We start from the raw sequence: 24,630 nt of genomic DNA on the forward strand, positions 1-24,630 counted from the left end.
CTGTGCTGGCGCCTTGTGCAGAGCGATGCGGCGTGCCGTGTCATCAGGCGTGGGGTTGGCGAGCGCAAGCGGGCAGCCCCCATTTAGGAAGGTACAGAACATGCCCAGTTACAACCCACCCTTTGAGATCCATGTCCACGGACAAGTGCTGCTGCGCGCCGATGTCGGCTTTGACCAGCTGCAAGAGGCCTTGAAACCGCTGTGGGGCTATGCGGGCGCCAAGTCCCTGGTCGATGGCGCGGAGAGCGCTTACGAGGAAGAGCCCGGCATTCTGTTCGAGCCCAAGGACCATATGCTGCAGATGTGCTGGACGGTGCGCGGCGATGATGATTTTCGCCAGTCGCTCGACGACATGTGCATGAACCTCAATGAGCTGGCCGACCAGGGCGCGGCGATCGAGGTCACTTTCTATGACGCCGAGTTTGACGATGAGGAGCAGGACCGCAGCGCCGAGTCGCGCGATGACTTCATGATGCTGTTTGTGGGCCCGACGCCTGCGGCCATCATGCAGGTGCAGCGCGACATGCTGGTGCAGGACGTGGTGAGCACGATGGAGCGCCACTTCGATGCCGGTGAACTCGTCGGTGTCGTCGGTGAGATCGACAAGCTGTTCAGCCAGCGCTTTGATGCGCTGGTCGATTCACTGGAGATCGGCAAGCCGCCTCGCGGCACGGGTGGCACCGGCGGCCCTGGTGGTGGCCACGGCGGCGGCGGTCGCCGCCCGCGCCACCTGCACTGAAAATAAGGCTGCGCGCGCCCCAAGCGCAGCGCATGTTGTTTATCCCAAGGCAGCCGCTGTGCTGCCTTTGTTGTTTGCTCGCGCCATGTCCAGCCCTGTCCCGCTTCCCTATTTGCAGTCCTACCCCGCCAGCTTGCAGCAGCAGGCCGCAAGCCTGGTGCAATCGGGCCTGCTGGGTCAGTGGCTGCTGCAGCGCCATCCGCAGCCGCACCAGATGCGCTCGGACAAGGCCTTGCATGCCTATGTGATGGGCCTCAAGGGCGAGCACATGCGCAACAGCGCAGGCCTGGCCAAGGTGGTGTATGACAGCAAGCTGCAGCTGGTCTACCAGGCGCTGGGCATCCATGTGCGCAGCGGCAAAAACCATGGCGGCAAGACCCAGTCGCGCCACGAGATCCGCATTGGCAGCCTCTTCAAGCATGCGCCCGAGGCCTTTTTGCGCATGATTGCCGTGCATGAGCTCGCGCACCTGCGCGAGTCCGACCACAACAAGGCCTTCTACCAGCTGTGCGAATACATGGAGCCGTCCTACCACCAACTGGAGCTGGAGGTGCGCCTGTACCTGACCTGGCTGGACCAGGGCGGCCACCGGCTGTGGCAGCTGGGTGCTGAATCGGCGGACGGCGCCCGCTGATCAGCCAGCGGCCTGGCAGCGCTGCGGCGGCAGCCCCAGCCACTGCGCGGCGGCGTATTGCAGCGCCGCCAGCTCGCCGGTGGTCACCAGGCTGCAGGCCTCGTCAAGGCTGGGCGCCTGCGCCGGCTTGCGCAGCATTCCGGTGGCGTGCAGCAGGCTGAAGGTGCGGCGGGCCACGGGCGTGGCCGTGTCGAGCAGTTGCACCTGCTCGCCCACCAGCGCGCGCAAGGTGTCGGTGGCAAAAATGTAATGGGTGCAGCCCAGCACCAAGGTGTCGATCTGGCCGGGCTGCGCGCCAAAGCGGCCCATGGCGGCCAGGTAGGTCTGGCACAGGTCCTGGATTTGCGCGGCATCGGCGGCTGCATCACGCCCGGGGCGGGTGCTGTCTTCAATCGCCCGTGCCAGCCCATTGCAGGCCTGCACCACAAAGCGGGTCTGGGCCGCATGCGCCGTCTGCAGGGCGGCAAAGCGGCTGCTGCTGACGGTGCCCTGGGTGGCGATCACGCCCACCACATGGGTCTGGCTGTGCTGGGCGGCGGGCTTGAGGGCAGGCTCCACCCCGATGATGGGCAGGCCCGGGTGCTGCTCGCGCAGGCCCTCAATCGCCGCTGCGGTGGCGGTGTTGCAGGCAATCACCAGCGCCTTGATGTCGTGGCGCTCGCGCATCTGCTGCGTGATGTGGGCGCAGCGCTGCTGCACAAAGGCGTCGCCACGCTCGCCATAAGGGGCATTGCCGCTGTCGGCCACATAGACGAACTGCTCATGGGGCAGCACATCGCGCAGCGCGCGCAGCACACTCAGGCCGCCGATACCGCTGTCAAAAACACCAATGGGGGAGAGAGGGTGGGGCATGGGGGCGAGCAAGGTCAAGGCTGAGAAAAAGGCGCGGGCGCCGTGATTGTAGGCAGGCTGCAGCTTTTATGCATCGACCGCTGCGAGCAGCATCAGGCTGGTACAGACAATGCTGAGGAGCCAAACCCCGAGCACGACGCCCAGCACATGGGGCCAGCGCGACAGGCCCGGCCAGCAGCGCCGCAGCAGGCAGTGCAGCGGCGTGATCAGCAAAGCCTGCAAAAAGCTCGCCGAGATCAGGATGGGCCAGAGGCTGTCGCCATGGATGGCCTGGAGCAGCGCGCCATCGCCCGCCCAGACAAAGAGCTGCTCGGCCGGCACGTAGCTGGCAAAGCCGGGTAGGCCCAGCAGTACCAAGGACAGCACGAGGCCGCCCAGGCTCCAGAGCAGGGGGGTGCGCTGGGCCTGGGTCCAACGCCAAAGTCGCTGCAGAACATGCATGGCGGTATTGTGCCTTTGAACGGCAGGCGCAGCCCGTGCTGCGCCGTCGCCCCAGCGTCGCCTGGCCGCTGCGATGCCCCAGGTTTTTTGGCAAGAATTTCCCCTTATAGCCAGCACAGCCTTGGGCGGCAGTGTATAAATTTGCCCTGTCAATCTGGGCTTTGCCCGGCATTGTTGCCAGCAGCGACCGCTGCTGCCCAACCAACAACTAGGAAAACGCAGCCATGGGCGCGCAATGGAAAGCAAAGGGCAAGGCGCTGGTCGCTGATGCCAAGGGAAAACTCTTTGGCAAACTGGTCAAGGAAATCACGGTCGCGGCGCGTTTAGGCGGGGGTGACCCGGCCAGCAATTCGCGCCTGCGCATGGCTGTGGAAGCGGCCCGCAAGGCCTCGATGCCCAAGGACACCTTGGAGCGCGCGATCAAGAAGGGCTCGGGCGCTGGCGCCGATGCCGTCAACTACTCGACCGTGTTGTTCGAAGGCTATGCACCCCACCGCGTGCCGGTGATGGTCGAGTGCCTGACCGACAACCCCAACCGCACGGCGCCCAATATGCGCGTGTGCTTCCGCAAGGGCCAGCTCACGGCCGTGGCCTGGGATTTTGACCATGTGGGCATGGTCGAAGGCGAAGCGGAGAACGGCGCTGATGTGGAGCTGGCCGCGATCGAAGCGGGCGCGCAGGATTTCGAGCCCGCCGAAGAAGAGGGCGTGACCCTGTTCATCACCGAGCCCTCGGATTTGGATACCGTCAGCAAGGCCTTGCCCGACCAGGGCATCAAGGTGCTGTCGGCCAAGCTGGGCTACAAGGCCAAGAACCCCGTCAGCATGGGCAGCCTGCCCGCCGAGGCGCAGGAAGAAGTGCAAGCCTTCCTGGCCGGCCTGGAAAACGATGACGACGTGCAGAACATCTATGTGGGCCTGGTGGACTGATCGCAGTCCCTGCCAACCCTCTTGAGAACGGCCGCGCAGGCCGTTTTTTCATGGGCGCTTGTGAGGCCGTCGTAGGCAGTTTGCGCTTCTTCATCATCTGCCCATTGACAGGGCGGGCCAGATATGCAGAAATTCGCTTGCGCTGGTCGTCGGCGCAGTTTAGATAAGAGCCCATACCATGAAAAAACTCATCGTCCTTGCCAGCATCGCGCTGGCATCCCAGTTTGCGCTGGCAGCCGACAAGACCCCCACGGCCCAGCAGCAGCTGATGGGTACGTGCAACACCGAGGCCAAGACCAAGGAGCTCAAGGGCGATCAGCGCAAGGCGTTCATGTCCAGCTGCTTGTCTGATGGCCGCAAGCGCCAGCAAGAACGCATGAAGACCTGCAACGTCGATGCCACTGGCAAGAAGGGCGACGAGCGCAAGGCCTTCATGAGCGAGTGCCTGAAGAAGTAAATACTTCTTTCGATCCGGCGCCAACGTGCTGGGTCTGCCGAACCGGCAGGAAAAAACGCCAAGCATGCACACATGCTTGGCGTTTTGCGTGGTGGGCCCGAAGGCCGCACAGATCGCTACAGAAACCGTTTAGAAGCGGTGGCGCACGCCCACTCCAAAGCTGGTGCCGTTGCCGAAGTTCTTGACCTTGTCGTACATCACGATCGCGTAGCCATCGGTGCGCTTGGAGAAATCGTAGTTGTAGCCGACCGAGACGGTATCACGCTTGGAATCGCTGTCTTGCAGCTTGCTGTGGGCCCAGGCGGCGAGGATGCGGCTGGTGGCGCCCAGTGGCACGGTCGCGCCCAGGCTGGCGGTCTTGATCTTGAAGTCGGTGTCCTTGCCAGTGGTCTGGCCGTAGGTCGCGTAGGCCTTGGCAAAACCGGCGTCATAGCTGGTGCCCAGCATCCAGTTGCGGTGGTTCTCGGGCAGCACCACGGACACGGGGTTGCTCAGGTCCACGTCTTCGTAGAAGCCGGTGATGGCAAAGGGGCCGCTCGCGTAGGTGGCGTTCAGGCCGATGTTGTTCTTGCCGCCTTGGCCAGCCTGTTCACCAAACTGGTAGTGCAGGTTGCCGCTGAAGCCGCCGACCTTGGGCGTGCTGTAGATCACCTGGTTGCCCCAGCCGGTGTCGGAGGGGTTGCTGCTCTGCCAGCCGCTCTTGTTGAACAGCGACACGTTTTGGTGCAGCACCAGCGGCGAGAAGGTGAAGGAATCCCCAAAGGGGTTCATCGAGATCGTGGGCACAAAGTTGGGCGCCACGGTGCGGCCCAGGGTGACGGCGCCGAAATCGCCTGACAGCGACACCAGCGCATCGCGCGACCAGAAGATATCGCCGTTGAAGCGGCCGGGTGTGCCGGTGTCTGCGCGCATGAAGCTGGTCAGCACAAAGCTGGCCTTGAGGCCGCCGCCCAGGTCTTCCGTGCCCTTGAAGCCGAACCAGGAGGTGGTCATGCCACCGCTGCCCAGCGTGGAGGTGCGGCCATCATCGCCAGGAGCTTTCATCGAGCCGATATACATATCGACCAAGCCGGTGGCGGTCACCGACGATTGGGCCTGCGCCGCGGAGGCGCAGACGGCCATCACGGCCAGGGCGAGCAGTTTGTTGTTCATGGCATTCCTTTGTTACAAGCGTGTGAATTTGTGATAGCGGTGAATTGTGAAGTCAGTGCCGACCGCTCTGAGCAATATGTGTGCCAAAAGCTAAAAAAACCGCTGGTAAAGACCCGAGGTGTGGCGTGTACGCCGCATATTGGGGGTATATGGTTTTTGCATGGACTTAGCCGCTGTTGCCAGATGAGCACGGTGGATCAGGGCTGAAAGCTGCCGTGGTGGCGGGGCTGATCGCTGGCAAGGATTGATGTAGCTCAATGTGCGCAGGCGTCAATCGGGGCAAAGTGCGGCCCATGCCTGACTTACTCTGCCTGGATGAATTCGCCCCCCACAGCGCCGGCGCCGGTGCCTTGCTGCGCCAGCGCCACCAGCACTTGCTGGATGTGCTGTACCTGGAGCGGGGCTCGGTCGCCTTCGGGGTGCAGGAAGAGGGCCGCATGCGCCACCTCCTCGGGGTCATGGAGGGGCCCTGCTGGCTCGATGCCGCGCCGGCACTGGCCGAGCAGCCCTGTGCGGTGGACATGGTGGCGCGCACCGCCGTGCAATGGCGGGCGGTGCCCGTAGTGCAGCTGCGCAGTTACCTGCTGCAGTGGCCGGCCGAGGCCCAAGGCCTGGTGGCCAGCATGGCCCAGGGCTACTGCCAGCAGGCTGCGCTGGCAGTCAGCCGGGTGGCGCAGGACGCTGTGGCGCGCTGCGCCGAGTGGCTGCTGCAGCATGCCGAGCCCGGCGACCAGGGGCTGCGGGTGCAACTGGCACAATCGAAACGCCAGATTGCCGCGCACCTGGGCATTGCGCCCGAGACGCTCTCGCGCGTGCTGCGCCAATTGCGCGACCAGGGCCTGCTTGACGGCCTGGGAAAGAACCTCTGGCTGCCGCAGCCCGAGTCGCTGCGCCAGCTCGCCAAGTCCTAGCCAACCCTATCGGGCCCTGCCCAGCATGGGCCAGCCCATCGGTGACCCGGGTTTTCTCCGTCCGGTCTTTTCCCGATACCGGCGCCGGACCTAAACAGCGAACATGTGCGCAGCTGAAAGGAGGCGCCGCATGCCAGAGTCTGTTATTTGCTATTGCCGGGCCGACTCGGGCGTTCGCTGCCGCAGGCCATGGGCCATGCAGGTCAGGTAGCGCGGCATGGATGACAGGAAGGTGCATTGGCAGCCAGATCCCCCACCCCCGGTCGACGGCCTGCGCGATACGGCCGGGCCCTGGCTGTGGCGCCTGTGGGTGGTGGTGCCCTTGATGGTGCTGCTGGGCACGGCGCTGGTGCAGTGGCTGGCGATCCATGCCAGCCAGCAGACGGTGATCACCCAGCTGTCGGCCCAGCAGGCCGACGAGACCGAGATGCTGGCCAGGCTGATGGGCAGCAAGTTCGAGCAAAGCCAGAAGGTGCTGGGGGCCCTTGCCGAAGCGGCTGCGCCCTGGGTGCAAGGCCCCGCGTCCCAGCCGCCCCCGCTGCTGGAGCAGGGTCTGGCGGCCACGCGCTACTTTGACAGCCTGGTGTTTGCGCGCGGCACCCAGGTCTTCAGGCGCCATGTGCGCGATGCGGGCGAGGGCGACGAGGCCGTCGAGCCAGCCGAGCGCGATGTGCTGCGCCGCGTGATGGTCGATGGCAAGCCCCTGGTGTCCGAACCTTTCAAAAGTGCGTCCGGCGGGCCCAGCATTGCGCTGGGCATTGCGCTACGCGACAAGCAAGGTGCAGTGCAAGGCGCCATGGCCGGGGTGCTGCGGCTGCAGTCCCAGAGCCTGTTGCCGGTATCGCTGGCAGCCACCCCGCCGGACAGCGGACAACTGGTGCTGATGACGGCAGCGGGCGTGCTGGTCTCCCACCCCGACCCGACGCGCATTCTGGGCACGACCGAAGATGACGCCTTGTTGGCCCCGGTGCTGCAACGCTGGCAGGAGCGCGCTGCCCGTGGCGGCGCCCAGACCGCGCAGTCCTGGTGGCTGGCGCCCAACCTGGTGAGCGTCGCGCAGATGCCTGCGGCCCGCTGGCTGGTGGTGCGCGTCATGCCCCATGACCAGAGCCTGCAAAGCTGGGGGCGCCAGTGGCGCAGCTGGTGGTGGCTGCTGCTCATGCCTGTGGCCCTGGCAGCGCTGACCTGCCTGTGGCTGTGGGCGCACAGCCGGCGCTTCAAGCAATTGGTGGCGCAGACACCGCTGCCCGCTGCACCCACCCCGGTGCTGGCACTGGCCTCGGGGCCGGTCCAGGTGGCCGACCCTGCCAGCGGCCCGCCGCCCGACGAGATTGACCGCATGGGCATGCACCTGCAAGAGCTGGGCCAGCAGCGCGAATCGCTGGCCGAGCAGTTGCGCCAACAGCAGCAACTGGCCGAGAGTGTGCTCGCGCATGCGCGTTTTTCCTTTTTGCTGCTGCAGCGCGATCAGATTCAACAGGTCTCCCAGGCGCTGGCCCATTTGCTGGGCTACAGCCGCCAGGACCTGCAAGGCCAGCCGGTGCGCATGCTGGCGATGGCCGACCAGGACTTCGACCAGGCCTGGGAGCAACTGGCCCCGGATCTGGAGCGCCTGGGCAGCGCTGAGACCAGCGTGGTGCTGCGCCACCAGTCGGGCGCGCCGGTCATGGTCAGCCTGCACCTGGTGAACATTGCGCAGGCGGGGCCGGATCTGCGCTGGTGCTTTGTGCGCGCCGGCCAGGCCCGCGTGGCCGCGCAGTCGCCCAGCCGCATGGACAAGCTCACCCTGCTGCCCAACTACGAGGCCTTGCTGCTGCACCTGACCGCCCTGCTGCAGGCTAGGCGCGAGGGGCTGGACCAGTCCTCGCCCAGCGCGCCGGTGCTGTTCTATGTGAATGTCGACAATATGTCGGCCATCAATGCACTGGCCGGCCATGCACAGGGCGATCTGGTGCTGCAGCATGTGGCGCGCCAGCTGCAGCTGCTGCAGCCTTTCCAGGGCTATGCGGCGCGGGTGGCGGGCGACAAGTTTGCGCTGGTGCTGCGCCAGTGCAGCCCGGAAAAGGCCCATGAGCTGGCTGCCCAGCTCTGCGACACCCTGCAGAACTGGCAGCCCCAGCTGCGCAGCAAGCATTTTGTGGTCACCGTCAGCATCGGTCTGCTTCAGATGGATGCCTCGTTTTCCGATGCGCTGCAGGTGGTGCGTGCCGCCGACATGGCCAGCTACAGCGCTAAGCGCCAGGGCGGCAACCGGGCCTGCTGGCGTGAGGCCAAGGTGGCCTGAAGGCCAGGGGCTGAGGGACATCCGCCACAGCTTGGGGTAACAACCGGGATAGGCTGCAGCCCCCGGCTGATAAGCTTGAATGTCCTCATTTTGAGAACGTATTTACGACTTCCTCACGCCGCGACAGTGTCTTTGCGGGATGGGATGCGAGGCGCAACACCGCAGCAATAGCTCAGCTATTGCGAGGATTTGCAACGACGCAGACCGCCCCTGCCCGGGCGGCCCTAGCCGGGCGCCCCTTCCCGGGCAGCGCAAAGCCACTGTCCCTACGGGTTGGAGTGAAATCGGGCGATTTCTTCGCGCTGGCCCTTGCTTGCACCCCGGTGCAAGCGGCGGACCATCGCTTCGAACTCATCCCGATTGCACTCCAACGCGGCTGTGTAGAGATCGTAAACACGTTCTAAACACCCGCATGCGCGACCAAGCCCTGTTTGACAAGATTGACCTGCACCTGATCCGGGTGCTGCACACGGTGCTGACCGAGCGCAGCGTCTCGCGGGCGGCCTTGCGCCTGGGCATGTACCAGCCGGCGGTGTCGGCCGCACTCAAGCGCCTGCGCGACCTGGTGGGCGACCCTTTGCTGGTGCGCTCGGGCGCGGCGATGATGCCCACCGACAAGGGCCAGCGCATGGTCGAGCCGGCCGCTGCCATCCTGCGCGCTGCCGAAGGCCTGTTCAGCGATGCCCGCGATTTTGACCCGCAGACGGCGACCCGCACTTTCCGCATTGCAGCGAGTGATTACTTCGATCCGCTGTTCCTGCCCGCGCTGGTCGCGCGCATCAAGTCCGAGGCGCCGCTGTGCGTGGTGGAGATCTACCCGCTGTCGTCCGAAACCCACTACCACGCCCAGCTCGCCCAGGGCGATATCGATGTGGTGGTGGGCAACTGGCTGCAGCCCACCGGTGACCTGCACATGACCAGCCTGATGAGCGATGAGGTGGTGAGCCTGGTCAGCCGCCGCCACCCGGCCGTGCGGCGGGGCTGGGATGTCGAGGCCTGGCTGCAGGCCGAGCATATTGCGCCCACTGCCACGCACCCGGGCGCGCGCGGCATCATCGACGCCCGGCTTGATGCACTGGGGGTGGAGCGGCGCATCATGGCGCGCTGCGCCCACTTCAGTGCCATTCCTGCCATGGTGGCATCGAGCTTGCTTGTGCTGACCACGGGGCGCCAGTTCTGTGAGCGCTTTGTCGACACGCATGCGCTGGCCATTTTGGACTGCCCGCTGGCGCTGCCGCCGCTCGATTACTACCTGCTGTGGCACGCCCGGACCCATGCCTCTGATGCGGCCATCTGGCTGCGCAGCTGCCTGAAAAAAACCGCGCTCTCGCTGCGAAGCCCGGCGGGCTATTCGCCGTGAGTGAGCGCATCTTCGCGTTTTATCCCGCGCTCGGGTAACAATTTGAGGGACAATTGCCGCCCATGAAAGAACAGACCCCGACACCGACGACCGATGGCGCGGCCGCGCCCCGGTTACAGCTGATCGGCATCACCAAGCGCTACCCAGCGGTTGTAGCCAATAACAAAGTAGCGTTGACTGTACGCGCCGGGGAAATCCACGCCGTGCTGGGCGAGAACGGCGCGGGCAAGTCCACGTTGATGAAGATCATCTACGGCTCGGTCAAACCCGATGAGGGACAGATCCTGGTCGACGGCCAGCCAGTGCAGATCCGCAACCCCCAGGAGGCACGCCAGCTGGGCATCAGCATGGTGTTCCAGCATTTCAGCCTGTTTGACACCTTGACGGTGGCCGAGAACGTCTGGCTGGGTCAGAACAAGCGGATGTCGCTCGCGGAAGTGACCGCCCGCATCACCGAGGTGGCCAGCGAGTATGGCCTGGACATCGATCCGCAGCGGCCGGTGCACAGCCTGTCGGTGGGCGAGATGCAGCGGGTGGAGATCATCCGCGGCCTGCTCACCCGCCCCCGCGTGCTGATCCTCGATGAGCCGACCTCGGTGCTCACGCCCCAGGCGGTGGAAAAGCTGTTTGTCGTGCTGCGCAAGCTGGCCGCCGAGGGCTGCAGCATTCTCTATATCAGCCACAAGCTCCATGAAATCCGCGCGCTGTGCACCGCCTGTACGGTGCTGCGTGGTGGCGAGGTGACCGGCGAGTGCGACCCGCGTGAGCAAAGCAATGCCTCTCTGTCGCGCATGATGATTGGCGCCGAGCCGCCGATGCTCAAGCTGCGCCCCAGCCAGGCAGGGGCCACGGTGCTGAGCGTGCAGCAGCTGCGCCTGGCCAAGCAGGACCCGTTTGGTGTGGACCTGGATGGCATTTCGCTGCAGGTGCGGGCCGGCGAGGTGGTGGGGATTGCCGGTGTCTCGGGCAATGGCCAAAAGGAGCTGCTCTATGCGCTCTCGGGCGAAGACATGCGCGCCGAGCCGCAGGCCGTGCTGATGGATGCCACGCCGATGGGGCGCATGGGCCCGGGCCAGCGCCGCGCGCTGGGCCTGCATTTTGTGCCCGAGGAACGCCTGGGCCGGGGCGCCGTGCCCAGCATGAGCCTGGCGCACAACCTGGTGCTGACGCGCAATGAGATGCTGGGCGCCGGCGGCTGGCTGCGCATGGGCCAGCTCGACCAGATGGCGCGGGGCATCATCGCGCGCTTTGGTGTCAAAGCTGGTGGCCCGCAGGCGAGTGCGCAGTCGCTCTCGGGCGGCAACCTGCAAAAGTTCATCGTGGGCCGGGAAATCGATGCCCAGCCCCGCCTGCTGATCGTCTCGCAGCCCACCTGGGGGGTGGATGTGGGCGCGGCAGCGCAGATCCGCGGCGAGATCCTGGCGCTACGCGATGCGGGCTGCGCCGTGCTGGTGCTCAGTGAGGAGTTGGAAGAATTGTTTGAAATCAGTGATCGCCTGCATGTGATTGCCAAGGGCCGCCTGTCGCCATCGGTGGCGCGGGCCGATGCCTCGGTGCAGTTGATCGGCGAATGGATGAGTGGCCTCTGGGAAGGCCGCAATGCCGCCCCGGCTGCCGCTGCTGCCGCTCTCGCCGAGGAGGGCCGCCATGCTTAAGCTAGAGCAACGCCCCCAGGCCTCGCGCTTTTGGACTTTTGGCTCGCCGGTGCTGGCCTTGCTGATCACCGTGCTGATCGGCGTGGGCCTGTTTGTGCTGCTGGGCAAGGACCCGGTCAAGGGCCTGCAGGCCTTTTTCTGGGAGCCGATCAAGTCTGGCTACGCGCTGGGCGAGCTGACGATGAAGGCCACGCCGCTGCTGCTGATTGCACTGGGCCTGGCCGTCTGCTTTCGCTCCAATGTCTGGAACATTGGTGCCGAGGGCCAGTTTGTCATTGGCGCCGTGGCCGCGGGCGGTATGGCCTTGCTGGCTGACAAGAACACCGGGCCCTGGATCGTGCCCGTCATCCTGCTGGCTGGCATGCTCGGCGGCATGGTCTGGGCCGGCATCGTGGCCTGGCTGCGCGACCGCTTCAATGCCAACGAGATCCTCGTCAGCCTGATGCTGGTCTATGTCGCCACGCTGGTGCTGGGCTACCTGGTCTACGGGCCCTGGAAAGACCCGATGGGCTACAACTTTCCGCAGACCAAGAGCTTCGAGAAAATCACGCAAATCCCCAAACTGGTGCAAGGCATGCGCATGAACATCGGCGTGCTGATTGCGCTGGCCGGTGCTGCGCTGCTGTGGGTCTACCTGTTCCGCACCCGCGCCGGGCTGGCCCAGCAGGTGGGGGGCCTGGCGCCCTCGGCGGCCCGCTATGCCGGCTTTTCGTCGCGCAAGGCCTTGTGGACGGCGCTGATGATCTCGGGCGCCACTGCCGGCCTGGCCGGCGCACTGGAAGTGGCCGGCCCCCTGGGCCAGCTCACCCCCTATGTGCCCGCCGGCTATGGCTTTGCGGCCATCATCGTCGCCTTTGTCGGTCGCCTGCACCCGGTGGGCATGGTTTTCTCCGCGATTCTTATGAGCATGTTCTATATCGGCGGAGAGCTGGCGCAGTCGCGCCTGGGCCTGCCCAAGGCCCTGACCGGCGTCTTCCAGGGGCTGCTGCTGTTCACCTTGCTGGCTTGCGACACCTTGGTGGTCTACCGCCTGCGTTGGGTGGCATCGCGCGCCGCAGTGAAAGGAGGCCTGTGATGGAATCCTATGCACTGCTGTTGGGCGCCACGCTGAGCGCTGGCACCGTGTTGGCGCTCGCCGCACTGGGCCTGCTGATCAACGAGAAGGCCGGCATCGTCAACCTGGGCGCCGAGGGCATGATGCTGTGCGCAGCGATTGCCGGTTTTGCCACCGTCGTCCACACCGGCAGCACCTGGCTGGGCTTTGGCGCGGGCATGCTCGCTGGCGCCGTGTTGGCCGCCATCTTTGGCGTGCTGGTGATCTGGCTCAACACCAACCAGTACGCCACGGGCCTGGCACTGTCGCTGTTTGGCGCCGGTTTCTCGGCTTTTGTCGGCCTGTCCTACGTGCAGGCCAAGCTGCCCAGCCTGCCCAAGTACGCGATTCCGGGCCTGGCCGATATCCCGCTCTTGGGCCCGGCGCTCTTTAGCTTGCACCCGCTGGTATATGGCGCCATGGCGCTGGTGCTGGTGATGATGTGGTTCCTCTACCGCACGCGCGCAGGCCTCGTGCTGCGTGCCGTCGGTGAATCGCCCACATCTGCCCATGCGCTGGGCTACCCGGTGCGCCGCATCCGCCTGATGGCGGTGGTGTTCGGTGGCGCGATGTGTGGCCTGGCCGGTGCCTATATCTCGACCGTCTATACGCCGCTGTGGGTGGAGGGCATGGTCTCGGGCCGGGGCTGGATTGCGCTGGCGCTGACCACCTTTGCCACCTGGCGCCCCGCGCGGGTGCTGCTGGGCGCCTACCTGTTTGGCGGTGTGACCATGCTGCAGTTCCACCTGCAGGCCAGCGGCGTGCAGCTGGCCAGCCAGCTGCTGTCGATGCTGCCTTACCTGGCCACCATCGTGGTGCTGGTGCTGATCTCGCGCAATCCAACCTGGATTCGCGCCAATATGCCGGCCTCGTTGGGCAAGCCTTTCTATCCCGGGTCATAAGCGCGTGTCAGCACGCGCCCATCACAATAACAGCGGCCCGCTTTTTGTCCGTTCTTTATAAAAACCAAGGATTCATCCATGCAAACCATGCGCAAGCGCTCCGTGATCAAGTTGATCGGCCTGTCGGCCCTGTCGTTGGCGACCCTGGCCGCCTGCGGCAAGAAGGAAGAGCCCGCCGCCCCGGCAGCTCCTGCGCCGGCTGCCGCCGCCCCTGCTGCCGACAAGCTCAAGGTCAGCTTCATGTATGTGAGCCCGATTGGTGACGGCGGCTGGACCTTCCAGCACGAGCTGGCACGCAAAGCGATTGCACAGAAGTTTGGCGACAAGATCGAGACCTCGATGGTCGAGAGCGTGCCCGAGTCGGCCGATGCCGAGCGCGTGCTGCGCGACATGGCAGGCCAGGGCAACAAGCTCATTTTTGCGACCAGCTTTGGCTACCAGGAATTTGTGCAAAAGGCCGCTGCCGACCTCAAGGATGTGAAGTTCGAGCACGCCACCGGCTACAAGCAGGCCGACAACGTGGCGGTCTACGACACCAAGACCTTTGAAGGCGCCTACCTCGCCGGTATCGTGGCCGGCTCGATGACCAAGACCAAGACCGTCGGTGTGGTCGCCTCGGTGCCGATTCCGGAAGTGGTGCGCAACATCAACAGCTTTGTGCTGGGCGCGCAAAGTGTGGACCCCAGCATCCAGGCCAAGGTGGTCTGGGTGAACGAATGGTTTGCACCGCCCAAGGAGTCGGAAGCGGCCACCAGCCTGATCAACGGCGGCGTGGATGTGATGTACCAGAACACCAACTCGCCCGCCGTCCTCAAGACCGCCGAAGAGCGCGGCGTCTACGCCTTTGGCAAGGACGGCGACATGAGCGCTTTTGCACCCAAGGCCCACCTGGGCTCGGCCGTGATCGACTGGACGCCTTACTACAGCAAGGTGGTCGAAGACACCTTGGCCGGCCAATGGCAGTCGGGCAACTTCTGGTGGGGTGTGAAGGAAGGTGCGATGGACCTGGTCAAGATTGCCGACCAGGTGCCCCAGGACGCCAAGGACAAGGTCGAAAAGGCCAAGCAAGGCATGAAGGACGGCAGCTTCGCCGTCTGGACCGGCCCGATCGTGGACAACAAGGGCCAGGAAGTGCTGGCCAGCGGCACGGTGGGCGATGATGCCTTCCTGCGCGGCATCAACTTCTATGTCAAGGGCATCGAAGGCGCAGTGCCCGGCGCCAAGTAAGCCGGCTGCAGCGCCAGGTCGGGACTTGGGCGCCCGGCCGGGCCTGCTGGCAAACAAACAACAGTGCCGCGCGGCGGGCCGGGCGGCACTTGGAACCTGGCCCGATTTATGCATATATTGGCCGGGCGATGTTCTACCCGCTGCAGGCCGGCATGGTGGCTTGTAGAGCTCGGCATTCCAACAACATTCGAGGACACACAGATGACTGATTTCCGTAAGCGTTCGCTGATCAAGGTGGCCGCGCTCTCCGCGCTGGCTGCTGCCGCCGTCGTGGGTTGCAGCAAGAAGGAAGAGGCGCCAGCGCCTGCACCCGCTGCTGCCCCGGCAGCCGCAGCCCCTGCGGCCGATCCGCTGAAGATCGCCTTTGCCTACGTGGGCCCGGTGGGCGACGGCGGCTGGACCTTTGCACATGACCAGGCGCGCAAGGCGCTGGAGAAGGAATTTGGCGACAAGATCCAGACCAGCTTTGTCGAAAGCGTGCCCGAAGGCGCGGACGCCGAGCGCGTGCTGCGTGACATGGCCACCCAGGGCAACAAGCTGGTGTTTGGCACCACCTTTGGCTATATGGACGTGATCCAGAAGCTGGCGCCCGAGTTTGCCGATGTGAAATGGGAACACGCCACCGGCTACAAGGTGGCCGGCAATGTCAGCACCTATGACAGCCGCACCTACGAAGGCGCGTACCTGGCCGGTATCATCGCCGGCTCGATGACCAAGTCCAACACCTTGGGCGTGGTGGGCTCGGTGCCGATCCCCGAGGTGATCCGCAACATCAACAGCTTCACCCTGGGCGCGCAAAGCGTCAACCCCAAGATCAGCACCAAGGTGGTCTGGGTCAATGAATGGTTCAGCCCTCCGAAGGAAACCGAAGCGGCCACCAGCCTGATCAATGGCGGCGCGGACATTCTGTTCCAGAACACCGACTCGCCGGCCGTGCTCAAGACCGCTGAAGAAAAGGGCAAGCGCGCCTTTGGCTGGGATTCGGACATGACCGCCTACGGCCCCAAGGCCCACCTGGGCTCGGCCATCATCAACTGGGCGCCATACTACATCGACACCACCCGCAGCGCGCTGGAAGGCAAGTGGACCAGCCGCCAGACCTGGTGGGGCGTGAAGGAAGGCACCATTGATCTGGTGTCCATGGCTGACGATGTGCCGGCCGAGACCAAGGCCAAGGTCGAAGAAGTCAAGAAGGGCCTCAAGGACGGTACGTTCAGCATCTGGAAGGGCCCCATCCTGGGCCAGGACGGCAAGGAGATCCTGGCAGCCGACAAGGTCGCCGACGACGAGTTCCTCAAGGGCATCAGCTTCTACATCAAGGGCGTGGAAGGCCAGGTTCCTGGCAAGTGATGCGCGGGCGCTGCGCCGGTGCTCGACGCCCGGCGTTCGATGTCCGTTCTAAACGCGAGTGGCAGCGGTGCTTTTGGCTCCGGTGCTAACATTGCGACCAAAGGCTGCCCCAGGGCAGCCTTGTCATTTATACCAAGAGATTTCCCCCGATGATCGAAGCCCAACAATGGCACCCGGTTGCCTTGTCTGATGTGGTGGTGGATGCCCCGCTGCCGGTGCGCCTGCTGGACCAGGAGCTGGTGCTGTGGCGCGATGCGCTAGGCCAGGTGCAGGCCTTTGTCGACCGCTGCCCGCACCGTGGCGCCCGCCTGTCGCTGGGCCGCGTGCAGGATGGCCAGCTGGAGTGCCCCTACCACGGCTGGCAGTTTGCCAGCGGCGGCCAGTGTGTGAAGGTGCCAGCGGTGCCCGCCTTTGTGCCGCCCGCCAAGCACTGTGTTGCGTCCTATGGCGTGCAGGAGGCCCATGGCCTGGTGTGGGTGCAGCTGGCGCCGGCGGCCGAGGGCCAGCCCGCCACGCCGCTGCCGGTGTTCGAGGCCGAGGCCGATGCGCGCCTGCGCAAGCTCAACTGCGGCCCTTATGATGTGGAGGCCAGCGCCCCGCGCATCATCGAGAACTTTCTCGATATGTCGCACTTTGGCTTTGTGCACGAGGGCTGGCTGGGCAGCCGCGATGCAACCGAGATGTCCCACTACGAGGTCGAAGCCACCGAGCGGGGCGTGAAGGCCACCGGCTGCAAGGCGATCCAGCCCCAGTCGAACCTGCACTCCACCAAGCCGGCTGAAGTGGACTACAGCTACGAGGTGACCGCCCCCTACACCGCCTTGCTGACCAAGGTGCCCGAGAGCGGATCGAGCAAGCAGGGCTGGCGCGAGGCGATTGGCCTATTTGTCTGCCCGGTCACGCCTGAGCGCAGCCGCGTCTGGTTCCGCCTGGCCGTGGCGGATTTCGACAGCTCGGACGAGCAGCTGCAGCAGTTTCAGCATACGATCTTTACCCAGGATCAGCCCGTGCTGGAGTCGCAGATGCCCAAGCCGCTGCCGCTCGATGCCAAGGCAGAGCTGAACTCACCGGCCGACCGCATGTCGGTGGCCTACCGCCGCTACCTCAAGGCCAGTGGCGTCACTTTTGGAGTGTGTTGAGATGTACACCGTCCCCCAGATCGAAGCGGCCCGCCTGCCGGGCCTGCTGCGTGCCATGCCCAAGGCCGAGCTGCATATGCACATCGAAGGCTCGCTCGAGCCCGAGCTGATCTTTGCGCTGGCCCAGCGCAATGGCGTGGTCTTGCCCTATGCCGATGTCGAGAGCCTGCGCGCCGCTTACGCCTTTACCAACCTGCAGAGCTTTCTCGATATCTACTACGCAGGCGCCAGTGTCTTGCTGACCGAGCAGGACTTCTACGACATGGCCATGGCCTACCTGGAGCGCGCCGTGGCCGACAATGTCGTGCACACCGAGATCTTCTTTGACCCGCAAACGCACACCGCCCGTGGCGTGGCGATGGCGAGCGTCATCCAGGGCCTGCACAAGGCCTGCGTGGATGCGGAAAAGCGCTGGGGCATCAGCGCGCAGTTGATTCTGAATTTTCTGCGCCACCTGAGCGAAGAAGAAGCGCTGCAGACCCTGGGTGAGGCCTTGCCTTACCGCGCCTATTTCAGCGGGGTGGGTCTGGACAGCAGCGAGGTCGGCAACCCACCGGAGAAATTTGCCCGCGTGTTTACGCGCTGCAAGGATCTGGGCCTGCGCCGCGTGGCCCATGCCGGCGAGGAAGGGCCACCGGCCTACATCTGGGGCGCGCTGGATGTGCTGCATGCCGAGCGCGTGGACCATGGCGTGCAAGCGGTGCACGATGCCGCGCTGATGCAGCGGCTCAAGGACGAACGCATTCCCCTGACCGTCTGCCCGCTGTCCAACCAGAAGCTGCAGGTGTTCCCCGACCTGGCCGACCACAATATGCCGCAGCTGCTGGCTGCGGGCCTGGTGGCCACGGTCAACTCGGACGACCCGGCCTATTTTGGCGGCTATATCAACGAGAACTTTGTACAGCTGTTTGCAGCCACCGGCATGGGCTCGGACGAGGCCTACCAACTGGCGGCCAACAGCTTTGAAGCCAGCTTTGTGCCGCAGACGCGCAAGCAGGCCTGGCTGGGCCAGCTGCAGATGGCCTTTGCCGAGGCAGCCCGTTGAACTGAAACGCTAAAGCAAACAGGGCGCCGCGAGGCGCCCTGTTTGCTGGCAGGTGAGCGGCGACGTTAAGCGGCGGCTGCTGCGGGCACCGACTCCGACAGCATGGCATTGCGCAGCTGCAGCGCATAGCCTTCGAGCACCGCGCCGCCAGGCTCCTTGCGCGGCCAGCTGAAGCTCACGCCGTCGTCGGCATGGCGCGGCACGACATGCAGGTGGAAGTGCGCGACGGTCTGACCGCCTTCGACGCCATTGGCCTGCAGCAACGTGAGGCCTGCGGGCTCGAAAGCGATCTTGGCGGCCAGTGCCACCTTGCGCGCCGTCTGCATCACCGCAGCCGATTCTTCGTCGGTGATCTCGAAAATATTGGCTGCGTGGCGCTTGGTTGCGACCAGCACATGGCCGGGGTTGACCTGGCCCAGGTCCATGAAGGCGATCGTCAGCGCATCTTCATACACCTTGGCCGAAGGGATTTCTCCTTGCACCAGTCGGCAGAAAATGCAGACACCGGCAGGGGACGGATCAACAAAATGCGGCATGGGCCAAGCCTCCTCCTTGGGCTTTGGCAGCGGCTGCTGTCTGTGCAGTGCCACTACCAGTGGATTTAACCAACAGGTAAAACAAACACTATAGACCGCAGATATGACCCGCGTATACATCTGAGCCTGGGGTTTTCCCTGGTTAACCATCGCGCTGCTGTCAGCCTACAGCCCGAGTTGCAGCGCGGTCAGCAGCCGGCACTGCCGACAGCGCTGCTGCGGCGCATAGAAACTATTGCCAGGTCCATATAACGGCAGACCTTGGCAGACGCTAAGCTTGGCAGCATGCATATTTACCGATCCGCCCTGTTGCGCTTTGCCGATGACGGCCAGGCGCTGTATGAAGAAGATGGCCTGCTGGCCGTGGCCCCGGGCCCCGATGGCCGCGAGCGTGTGCTGGCCGCAGGCAGTTGGCAGGCGCTGTCGGCCCAGCTGCTGGCCCAGGCGGGGGCCGATGCCGTGGTCGAGCAACTGCCCGGCCGCATCATCGCGCCGGGTTTTGTCGACATGCACATCCACTACCCGCAGACCGATGTGATCGGCTCGCCCGCCAGCGGCCTCCTGCCCTGGCTCAATGACTACACCTTTCCCCATGAGTCGCGCTTTGTCGATGCCGCCTACGCGGCAGAAGTGGCGCAATTCTTTGTCGATGAGCTGCTGCGCAATGGCGTGACCACGGCGTTGACCTTTGCAACCTCGCACCCGGCATCGGCCGATGCGCTGTTTGCCCAGGCGCACAAGCGCCAGATGCGGCTGATCACCGGCAAGGTGCTGCAGGACCGCCATTCGCCCGACGGCGTGCGCGATGAGACCGAGCAAAGCCTGGTCGACACCGAAGCGCTGATCCGCCGCTGGCATGGCGTGGACCGCCTGGGATACGCGATCACTCCGCGCTTTGCGCCCACCAGCAGCGAGGCCCAACTGCGCGGCGCCGGCGAGCTGGCAGCGCGCTACAGCGATGTCTGGATCCAGTCGCATGTGGCTGAAAACCTCGACGAGATTGCCTGGGTGCGCGAGCTGTTTCCGGACAGCCGCAGCTACCTGCAGGTCTATGCCGACCGGGGGCTGATGCGTGAGCGTGCCGTCTATGCCCATTGCATCCACCTCGATGCACGTGACCGCGCGCTGATGCACGAAACCCGCACCGCCGCAGCGGTGAGCCCTACCAGCAACCTTTTTTTGGCCAGCGGCTTTTTTGACTATGCCCAGGCCGACGCCGCGCAGATGTTGTACGGCCTGGCCAGCGATGTGGGCGGCGGCACGAGTTTTAGCCCGTTTCGCACCATGCTGGCGGCCTACTTTGTCGGTCGCGAGGGGCGCGACAAGCAGGGCCTGTCGCTCGCGCCCAGCCATCTGTGGTGGCAGCACACGGCCGGTGCGGCGCAGGCGCTGGGCCTGGCCGGGGTGGTCGGCAACCTGCAGCCGGGTTGCGAAGCCGACTTTGTCGTGCTCAACCCGCAGGCCACGCCGCTGATCGCCCGCAAGACGGCGCAGGCCCGCAATCTGGAGGAGCTGCTGTTCAGCCTCATCGTGCTGGGCGATGACCGCCTGATCGAGCGCAGCCGGATTGCGCAGAAGCAGGGCTGATCCTGGTGCAGCGGTAGTGCAGCGGTAGTGCAGGGGCAGGCCTCGGGACGGCTGCAGATGCCGCCCGCCGGGGCAATGCCTTTCGCTACAATGCCGCCTAGGAGTTATTTCAGACATGAGCATTCAAAGCGACAAGTGGATTCGCCGCATGGCGGAACAGCACGGCATGATCGAGCCCTTCGAGCCCGGTCAGGTGCGCCAGGTGGATGGCAAGAAAATCATCAGCTACGGCACCTCCAGCTATGGCTACGACATCCGCTGCGCCCGCGAATTCAAGGTGTTCACCAACATCCACAGCACCGTGGTCGATCCCAAGAACTTCGATGAAAAAAGCTTTGTCGATTTTGAAGGCGACTACTGCATCATTCCGCCCAACAGCTTTGCGCTGGCCCGCACCGTCGAGTACTTCCGCATTCCGCGCGATGTGCTGACCGTCTGCCTGGGCAAGAGTACCTATGCGCGCTGCGGCATCATCGTCAATGTGACGCCGTTCGAGCCCGAGTGGGAAGGCTATGTAACCCTCGAGTTCTCCAACACCACGCCGCTGCCGGCCAAAATCTATGCGGGCGAGGGCTGCGCGCAGGTGCTGTTCCTGCGCGGTGATGAGCCCTGCGAGGTGAGCTACAAGGACCGCAACGGCAAGTACCAGGGCCAGCATGGCGTCACCTTGCCAAAGGCCTGACAACGCCGCGCTGAGCCCCACAGCCACTCCCGTTTTGGAGTGGCTTTTTTACTGGAGGGTGGCAGCGTCGCCAGGGCCTTTGCAAATTTTCTTCAATGGGGGCGCTGCGGGCCCATTTTCTGCGCGCTCGGGAGCCGGTCTTACGCGCTGGGCCACCGCAAATGCGCTACTGTAGACGGATCAATAACAGAGGCAGTGCCAGGGCACTGCAAGGAGAGCGACCATGAAATGGGAAGGCAACCGCGAATCGAGCAATGTGGAAGACCGCCGCGGCAGTGGTGGCGGGGGCGGTGGAGGCTTTGGCCTGGGCGGGCGCAGCATCGGCATTGGCACCGTGGTGCTGGCGCTGATTGGCTGGGGGGTGTTTGGCATCAACCCGCTCACCACCATCGGCGTGCTCTCGGGGGGGGGCTCGCCCGCGCCCACGCAGCAAGGCCCGGCCAAGGCGCCACCGGCCAATGACCAGGGGGCCAAGTTTGTCTCCACCGTGCTGGCCTCGACCGAAGATGTCTGGAGCGATATCTTCACCAAGGGTGGCGCCCAGTACCGCGCGCCTCGCCTGGTGCTGTTCACCGGCGTCACGCGCACCGCCTGCGGTACCGGCCAGTCGGCGATGGGTCCGTTCTACTGCCCCGGTGACCAGAAGGTGTACCTGGACATGGATTTCTTCAACACCATGAGCCGCCAGCTGGGCGCGCCCGGTGAGTTTGCGCGCGCTTATGTGGTGGCGCACGAGGTGGGCCACCATGTACAGAACCTGCTGGGTATCTCGGGCAAGGTCGATGCGATGCGTGGCCGCATCAGCGAGCGCGAGCAAAATGCGCTGTCGGTGCGGCTGGAGCTGCAGGCCGACTGCTATGCCGGCATCTGGGCCAACCATTCCCAGCAGGCCAAGAGCTGGCTGGAGCAGGGCGACATTGAATCGGCCGTGAATGCCGCTCAGCAGATCGGTGATGACAAGCTGCAGCGCGAAGCCACCGGCACCGTGCGCCCCGACAGCTTCACCCACGGCTCCAGCGCCCAGCGCGTGCGCTGGTTCACGCAGGGCTACAAGACCGGCAGCGTCCAGTCTTGCGATACCTTCCAGGCCGGCAGCCTGTGATGCACTTGGCCCCGGCCGCTAAAAATCGGGCTGGGCCGATCCGCTGCGGCCTTCCGCTGCAGGCTGGCGGCGCCCGTTTCTACGCTGGCCAGCCAGGATTTTCAGGGGCCGCGTGCGAATCCGTAAGGCAAGACAGGGTTAAGCCAAGCGCCGATTTGTCTGCAGTGCGACAATAGGGGGCTTACATGACAAATTCTTTCTCCAACCTTCATCTGGCCGAGCCCCTGGCCAAAGCCATCTCCGAGATGGGCTACGCATCCATGACTCCCATTCAGGCACAGGCCATCCCTGTGGTGCTGACTGGGAAAGACGTCATGGGTGCTGCACAAACTGGCACGGGCAAGACAGCTGCTTTCTCATTGCCGCTGCTCCAGCGGATGATGGTGCACGAAAACAGCTCGGCATCGCCCGCGCGCCATCCGGTGCGTGCGCTGGTGCTGCTGCCTACGCGTGAACTGGCCGACCAGGTCGCCCAGCAGATTGCCCAGTTCGCCAAACACACCAAGCTGCGCAGCACCGTGGTGTTTGGCGGCATGGACATGAAACCGCAAACCCTGGAGCTTAAAAAGGGTGTGGAAATCCTGGTGGCGACCCCCGGTCGCCTGCTGGACCACATCGAGGCCAAGAACGCGGTGCTCAACCAGGTGGAGTACGTGGTGCTGGACGAGGCCGACCGCATGCTCGACATTGGTTTTCTGCCCGATCTGCAGCGCATCCTGTCCTTCCTGCCCAAAAAGCGCATCACCTTGCTGTTCTCGGCCACGTTCTCGCCCGAGATCAAGCGCCTGGCCGGCAGCTACCTGCAAGACCCGGTCACGATCGAGGTTGCACGCCCCAACGAAACCGCGTCCACCGTCGAGCAGCGCTTCTACGCTGCCTCTGACGATGACAAGCGCCGTGTGCTGACCAAGGTGCTGCGCGAGCGCAAGATCCGCCAGGCCTTTGTGTTCGTCAACAGCAAGCTGGGTTGCTCGCGCCTGGCGCGTACGCTGGAGCGTGAGGGCCTGCGTGCCGCAGCGCTGCACGGCGACAAGAGCCAGGATGAACGCCTCAAGGCGCTCGAAGCCTTCAAGCAAGGCGAAGTCGATCTGCTCGTCTGCACCGATGTGGCCGCCCGTGGTCTGGACATCAAGGATGTGCCCGCCGTCTTCAACTTTGATGTGCCCTTCAATGCCGAAGACTATGTGCACCGCATTGGCCGCACCGGCCGTGCTGGCGCATCCGGTCTGGCCGTCACGCTGGTCTCCCATGCCGATGCCCGCCATGTGTCGGACATCGAGAAGCTGATCAAGAAGAAGATCGACGTCGAGAACTTTGCGCTGGACGAGCAGCCCCAGCGCGAGCGCTTCAACGATGGCAACCGCGAACGCCGTGAGCGTGAAGCTGGCCGTGAGCGCGACAGCTCGCGCAGCCGCGACCGCCGCGCGCCGCGCGAGGACGACGCGCAGGACCGCCGTGAGCGCTACCGCCCGGCACCCGTCTCGCGTGATCCGTTCTTTGACAAGCCGTACGAGCCCAAGGCCGCTGAGCCCGCTGCCTGGGATGCGAACGCCAAGCCGGCGCCAGCACGTGGCCCCGGCATCAAGCCACGCCGCAAGGTCGCTGCGCTGTTCAAGCCTTCGCCAGCATCTGAATAATCTCGGTAACGACGATGGACCAAGGCCTCAGCTAACCGCTGAGGCCTTTTTTTGTCGCGCTCATCCCGGCTGCTGGGCCTGCTCGCAATCGACATGGATCAGCTCGCGCTCGGCCAGCGTATTGCCAAAGCGCATCGCGCTCAGGCAGCCACCCCAGACGCAGCCGGTATCGAGCGCCAGCAGATGGGGGCGCTGCAGATCGCCCAGGGTGGACCAGTGGCCAAAGGCAATGGTGGTGTTGGCAGTGGCGCGCCCGGGCAGGTCAAACCAGGCGGTCAGACCTTCGGGGGCATCGGCCAGGCTCTCGGTACTGTCAAAGTCCAGGCTGCCATCGGCATGGCAAAAGCGCATGCGCGTGAGCACGTTGGTGATCATGCGCAGACGCTCCATGCCCGTGAGCTCCGGATCCCATTGCGCAGGGATATTGCCGTACATGGCTTGCAAGAAGCTGGTCAGCTCTTCGCTGCGCAGCACCGCTTCCACCTCGGCCGCATAACGCAGCGTGTCGGCAGCATTCCAGCTGCGGTGCACGCCGGCATGCACCATCAGCAGTTTTTCACCCGCCACTGTGTGCGTACGCGCCAGCGGCTGCTGGCGCAGCCATGCCAAGAGCTGTGCGGCATCGGGTGCCTGCAGCACTTCCAGCAAGGTGTCGCGCCGGGAGAACTTGCGCCGGCCATGGGCAGCCGCCAGCAGGTGCAGGTCATGGTTGCCCAGAAGGGCCTGGATGCTGCCGTCCGCGTCTATGCAGCGGCGCAGGGTCTGGGCCGATTCGGGGCCCCGGTTGACCAGGTCGCCCAGCAGATAGACCGTGTCGCGGCTGGGGGAGAAGTCGATTTTGGCCAACAGACGGCCCAAAGCGCTATCGCAGCCTTGGATATCGCCGATACAGTAAAGTGACATGCTTGTTGAACTA

At 64.7% G+C, this 24,630-nt stretch carries 23 protein-coding genes; 18 read left to right on the forward strand and 5 right to left on the reverse strand.

The window, feature by feature from the left end:
* The first annotated feature begins 100 nt into the window (after nucleotides 1–100).
* Complete coding sequence (locus tag F0Q04_RS08705; RefSeq protein WP_116924848.1) at nucleotides 101–739, forward strand: DUF6806 family protein; 639 nt, start codon at nucleotides 101–103, stop codon at nucleotides 737–739.
* An 85-nt stretch (nucleotides 740–824) separates the two neighbouring features.
* On the forward strand, nucleotides 825–1,373 hold the full coding sequence (locus F0Q04_RS08710; RefSeq protein WP_182345189.1) for a YgjP-like metallopeptidase domain-containing protein: 549 nt from the start codon (nucleotides 825–827) through the stop codon (nucleotides 1,371–1,373).
* On the opposite strand, the gene murI is transcribed toward F0Q04_RS08710, so the two are convergent.
* Both murI and F0Q04_RS08720 read right to left on the reverse strand, forming a co-directional pair.
* The gene (gene murI / locus F0Q04_RS08715) at nucleotides 1,374–2,225 is read right to left on the reverse strand and encodes a glutamate racemase (protein WP_116924849.1); all 852 of its coding nucleotides are present in this window, start codon (nucleotides 2,223–2,225) and stop codon (nucleotides 1,374–1,376) included.
* Between the two features lie 66 nt (nucleotides 2,226–2,291).
* Nucleotides 2,292–2,666: a hypothetical protein gene (locus F0Q04_RS08720; protein ID WP_182345190.1), complete on the reverse strand. Its 375-nt coding sequence runs from the start codon at nucleotides 2,664–2,666 to the stop codon at nucleotides 2,292–2,294.
* 224 nt (nucleotides 2,667–2,890) lie between these two features.
* On the opposite strand from F0Q04_RS08720, the gene F0Q04_RS08725 reads away from it, so the two are divergent.
* Together F0Q04_RS08725 and F0Q04_RS08730 are read left to right on the forward strand one after the other, a co-directional pair.
* The gene (locus F0Q04_RS08725; protein WP_116924851.1) at nucleotides 2,891–3,595 is read left to right on the forward strand and encodes a YebC/PmpR family DNA-binding transcriptional regulator; all 705 of its coding nucleotides are present in this window, start codon (nucleotides 2,891–2,893) and stop codon (nucleotides 3,593–3,595) included.
* Nucleotides 3,596–3,773: 178 nt separating this feature from the next.
* Complete coding sequence (locus tag F0Q04_RS08730) at nucleotides 3,774–4,052, forward strand: PsiF family protein (protein ID WP_021027750.1); 279 nt, start codon at nucleotides 3,774–3,776, stop codon at nucleotides 4,050–4,052.
* Nucleotides 4,053–4,181: 129 nt separating this feature from the next.
* Here the strand turns inward: F0Q04_RS08730 and F0Q04_RS08735 are convergent, their stop codons facing one another.
* A complete protein-coding gene (locus tag F0Q04_RS08735; RefSeq protein ID WP_116924852.1) occupies nucleotides 4,182–5,204 on the reverse strand; it encodes a porin in 1,023 nt (340 codons plus the stop codon).
* Between the two features lie 293 nt (nucleotides 5,205–5,497).
* Here F0Q04_RS08735 and F0Q04_RS08740 point away from each other — a divergent pair, with 293 nt between their 5' ends.
* The 10 genes from F0Q04_RS08740 (at nucleotide 5,498) to F0Q04_RS08785 (ending at nucleotide 18,170) form a co-directional block, all read left to right on the forward strand.
* Nucleotides 5,498–6,115, forward strand: coding sequence for a Crp/Fnr family transcriptional regulator (locus F0Q04_RS08740; protein ID WP_116924853.1), 618 nt, complete (start codon nucleotides 5,498–5,500; stop codon nucleotides 6,113–6,115).
* Between the two features lie 217 nt (nucleotides 6,116–6,332).
* A complete protein-coding gene (locus F0Q04_RS08745) occupies nucleotides 6,333–8,399 on the forward strand; it encodes a diguanylate cyclase domain-containing protein (RefSeq protein ID WP_182345191.1) in 2,067 nt (688 codons plus the stop codon).
* Nucleotides 8,400–8,811: 412 nt separating this feature from the next.
* On the forward strand, nucleotides 8,812–9,759 hold the full coding sequence (locus tag F0Q04_RS08750) for a LysR family transcriptional regulator (RefSeq protein ID WP_116924855.1): 948 nt from the start codon (nucleotides 8,812–8,814) through the stop codon (nucleotides 9,757–9,759).
* A gap of 62 nt (nucleotides 9,760–9,821) precedes the next feature.
* Entirely contained in the window at nucleotides 9,822–11,414 is a 1,593-nt protein-coding gene (locus F0Q04_RS08755; protein ID WP_116924856.1) for an ABC transporter ATP-binding protein, read from the forward strand.
* Nucleotides 11,407–12,489 (forward strand): ABC transporter permease, encoded by a 1,083-nt coding sequence (locus F0Q04_RS08760; RefSeq protein WP_021027744.1) that lies wholly within the window; start codon nucleotides 11,407–11,409, stop codon nucleotides 12,487–12,489. Before F0Q04_RS08755 ends, F0Q04_RS08760 begins: the two co-directional genes overlap by 8 nt.
* Nucleotides 12,489–13,409, forward strand: coding sequence for an ABC transporter permease (locus tag F0Q04_RS08765; RefSeq protein ID WP_116924857.1), 921 nt, complete (start codon nucleotides 12,489–12,491; stop codon nucleotides 13,407–13,409). The genes F0Q04_RS08760 and F0Q04_RS08765 overlap by 1 nt, the downstream gene beginning before the upstream one ends.
* Before the next feature lie 78 nt (nucleotides 13,410–13,487).
* Nucleotides 13,488–14,636 (forward strand): BMP family ABC transporter substrate-binding protein, encoded by a 1,149-nt coding sequence (locus tag F0Q04_RS08770; protein ID WP_116924858.1) that lies wholly within the window; start codon nucleotides 13,488–13,490, stop codon nucleotides 14,634–14,636.
* A 201-nt stretch (nucleotides 14,637–14,837) separates the two neighbouring features.
* Nucleotides 14,838–15,986 carry a BMP family ABC transporter substrate-binding protein gene (locus F0Q04_RS08775; protein ID WP_182345192.1) on the forward strand — a complete coding sequence of 383 codons (1,149 nt, stop codon included), beginning with the start codon at nucleotides 14,838–14,840 and terminating at the stop codon, nucleotides 15,984–15,986.
* A 149-nt stretch (nucleotides 15,987–16,135) separates the two neighbouring features.
* A complete protein-coding gene (locus F0Q04_RS08780; protein ID WP_182345193.1) occupies nucleotides 16,136–17,125 on the forward strand; it encodes an aromatic ring-hydroxylating oxygenase subunit alpha in 990 nt (329 codons plus the stop codon).
* Nucleotide 17,126: 1 nt separating this feature from the next.
* Nucleotides 17,127–18,170 carry an adenosine deaminase gene (locus F0Q04_RS08785; RefSeq protein ID WP_182345194.1) on the forward strand — a complete coding sequence of 348 codons (1,044 nt, stop codon included), beginning with the start codon at nucleotides 17,127–17,129 and terminating at the stop codon, nucleotides 18,168–18,170.
* A 65-nt stretch (nucleotides 18,171–18,235) separates the two neighbouring features.
* On the opposite strand, the gene F0Q04_RS08790 is transcribed toward F0Q04_RS08785, so the two are convergent.
* Nucleotides 18,236–18,706, reverse strand: a complete 471-nt coding sequence (locus tag F0Q04_RS08790; protein WP_116924937.1) for an HIT family protein — start codon at nucleotides 18,704–18,706, stop codon at nucleotides 18,236–18,238.
* A 285-nt stretch (nucleotides 18,707–18,991) separates the two neighbouring features.
* On the opposite strand from F0Q04_RS08790, the gene guaD reads away from it, so the two are divergent.
* The 4 genes from guaD to F0Q04_RS08810 all read left to right on the forward strand — a co-directional run bounded on the left by guaD (nucleotide 18,992) and on the right by F0Q04_RS08810 (nucleotide 23,714).
* Entirely contained in the window at nucleotides 18,992–20,293 is a 1,302-nt protein-coding gene (guaD, locus tag F0Q04_RS08795; protein ID WP_182345195.1) for a guanine deaminase, read from the forward strand.
* Nucleotides 20,294–20,408: 115 nt separating this feature from the next.
* Nucleotides 20,409–20,975 (forward strand): dCTP deaminase, encoded by a 567-nt coding sequence (gene dcd / locus F0Q04_RS08800; protein ID WP_021027736.1) that lies wholly within the window; start codon nucleotides 20,409–20,411, stop codon nucleotides 20,973–20,975.
* 223 nt (nucleotides 20,976–21,198) lie between these two features.
* The gene (locus F0Q04_RS08805) at nucleotides 21,199–22,077 is read left to right on the forward strand and encodes a neutral zinc metallopeptidase (protein WP_116924863.1); all 879 of its coding nucleotides are present in this window, start codon (nucleotides 21,199–21,201) and stop codon (nucleotides 22,075–22,077) included.
* 185 nt (nucleotides 22,078–22,262) lie between these two features.
* Nucleotides 22,263–23,714: a DEAD/DEAH box helicase gene (locus F0Q04_RS08810; RefSeq protein ID WP_116924864.1), complete on the forward strand. Its 1,452-nt coding sequence runs from the start codon at nucleotides 22,263–22,265 to the stop codon at nucleotides 23,712–23,714.
* A 60-nt stretch (nucleotides 23,715–23,774) separates the two neighbouring features.
* Here F0Q04_RS08810 and F0Q04_RS08815 read toward each other — a convergent pair whose 3' ends face one another.
* A complete protein-coding gene (locus tag F0Q04_RS08815; protein WP_182345196.1) occupies nucleotides 23,775–24,617 on the reverse strand; it encodes a symmetrical bis(5'-nucleosyl)-tetraphosphatase in 843 nt (280 codons plus the stop codon).
* Between the last annotated feature and the right edge of the window lie 13 nt (nucleotides 24,618–24,630).

This window comes from Comamonas koreensis, from assembly GCF_014076495.1.
In the GTDB taxonomy this organism is placed as follows: domain Bacteria; phylum Pseudomonadota; class Gammaproteobacteria; order Burkholderiales; family Burkholderiaceae_C; genus Comamonas; species Comamonas squillarum.